The organism is Iodobacter sp. BJB302 (assembly GCF_002735645.1).
Lineage (GTDB): Bacteria > Pseudomonadota > Gammaproteobacteria > Burkholderiales > Chitinibacteraceae > Iodobacter.
Window position 1 is genome coordinate 1 of the sequence record NZ_PDZG01000169.1, and the last position, 1487, is coordinate 1487.

1 protein-coding gene and 1 pseudogene are annotated in these 1487 nt (G+C 41.0%); both read right to left on the reverse strand.

Annotated elements, in window-relative coordinates; all coding sequences use genetic code 11:
* A pseudogene (locus CSQ88_RS22410) lies at positions 1-342 on the reverse strand (transposase); the annotation flags it as partial.
* A 299-nt stretch (positions 343-641) separates the two neighbouring features.
* The gene (locus CSQ88_RS22415) at positions 642-1316 is read right to left on the reverse strand and encodes a hypothetical protein (RefSeq protein WP_143449586.1); all 675 of its coding nucleotides are present in this window, start codon (positions 1314-1316) and stop codon (positions 642-644) included.
* Positions 1317-1487 lie beyond the last annotated feature (171 nt).

Genomic DNA, 1487 nt, shown 5'->3' on the forward strand with positions numbered 1-1487 from the left:
ATATAACGATAGCAAGTCGTGCTAATTGCAAAGCTGGCGCAAGCCGCACGAATGGAGACGGACTTGGTTTCAACGGCCCAGTGAGCCATCTCACGACGTTGAGATGTTTCAGATGATTTCTGACATGGCCTCCTTGATGATATCTGCTTGCATCTGGGCTTCGATATACATCTTTTTAAGACGCTTGTTCTCGTCCTCCAGCTCTTTCATGCGAGTCATCATCGAGACGTCCATGCCGCCAAACTTGGCGCGCCACTTATAAAAAGAGGCAGAGCTCATGCCGTGCTCGCGGCACAAATCAGGAACGGTCGAACCGACTTCGGCTTGCTTTAAAATCGCCATAATCTGGCGTAATCAATTGCCTTCGGCTTTCATGTAGAGCTCCTCAAACACTGCGAGAAAATTCTACTTAAAAATGAGCTGGTTTTGTGGGGAGATTACCATCGAGCCGGTGTTTGTCAACATAGTTACAAAATTACAGAGTCAGAGTAAAGTTTAATCTGCTTGATTCAACCCTGAGGGAATAAAATCTAGCATATTAAAGTTTACTCTGACTCTATGAGGTTTTTCTTGAAAAAATACAAATGAGGCTTTGTTTTTCTGGTTTTTTAACCCAGATGTTTTGTCAAATTTTTACCACTTCAACTTAATGAATTCCTATGTTGCCGAGCCAAAACAGGGAATACACCTTGTAGCGCACGTTTCAAGTTGTGACGTGAATAGATCTTAGTAGTACTTACTGCCAAATCAGTCTGCTCTAAAAAAGTAGCACGTGCCATATCCATTAGATCAGCTTTACCCATCATATTATTTCGCATTGCAGTAACGTTTCCTGAGCCAAACCTCCCTGAATTATTGTCAATATGCCATTCATTATTTTTATAAAACAACTCACCTGCGATAAATCCTTTTTGGTAACTAGTGGTTCCATCATCTTGTAAACCTCCTATAGCCAAAGTAGGGTGCCCATATCTATTACCGCTGCAGTCAGCATGCTCATAGCCGATGACTAATTCAGGCAGTTTGTTGATTGCGTTATAAGAGAGCAGCCATAAATAATTTACATTTTTATCTAAGCTGCTTTTTAGTGGTGTTTTTAGCTGTTCGTTACGAAAAAACTCGGAAATATTCAATTTAAACTTATTATCCTGTGTTTCGTGTGGTTTAACAAAACGAGGAGGGGTGGCAAGGTCTACTAACGCGCGATTAGAAACAGAAGAAAGAGCGGCCGAAAATGGGGATGGTTCTGGTTGTGCAGATGTTTGGCTACGAAAAGTAGATGTTATAGCGGAGCATATAGAATTAATAGATGGCATTTTAATGTAAAATATATGGCATAAAAATTTATTGTACTGGTTGCAGTCGGTAATTGTCAAGATAGTTGAGATGTTTTTACGATTTAAGCGACCTGTAATTCCTCGCTTGTTTTAGGCTCAATAGCCCGGTCGGGGTTCAATTGCACTTCATCTTGCCAGCTCCAGTTCCGA